At 39.6% G+C, this 457-nt stretch carries 1 pseudogene; it reads right to left on the reverse strand.

Annotation, left to right across the window (positions count from 1 at the left end):
- Positions 1-281: 281 nt before the first annotated feature.
- Positions 282-457 (reverse strand): annotated as a pseudogene (locus AK963_RS36410) (IS256 family transposase); the annotation flags it as partial.

A 457-nucleotide genomic window follows, 5' to 3' on the forward strand; every position in this document is an offset into this window, starting at 1 on the left:
GACTGGCTTGAAGAACTTCTACAATAGAGAGTTGAGCTATCAATTGGCAAAGGATAAGCCAGCAACCATTTACACAAGCATTTTAAGGATAAAATGGCAATATACGCAGGTTAAATTGGCGCTTACAATGAAATGCATTATATTTCTTCCAACTGAGAGAAACTCTTGAAACATCACTTACAAACTTCTGACAATAATTTTCATCTCAGGCCATGCTTTTTTCTCTGACATGAATCAATATTGAGCCTGTAAATAATTCTGTGTAAACGCCACCAAAACTATTACTCCTTGAACCGGTCAGGAAACATAATTTCAAACCGGTTCATGGCTGCTTTCCAGTTCCTGATCGGCATGGTCCATTTCTCGGAAGCTTTTTCCATGGCCAGATAGATTACCTTCATGACTGACTCATCAGTCCGAAAAATCTTCCGGTTCTTGATCGCCTTACGAATGACGC

Source organism: Endozoicomonas atrinae, from assembly GCF_001647025.1.
GTDB classification, from domain to species: domain Bacteria; phylum Pseudomonadota; class Gammaproteobacteria; order Pseudomonadales; family Endozoicomonadaceae; genus Endozoicomonas; species Endozoicomonas atrinae.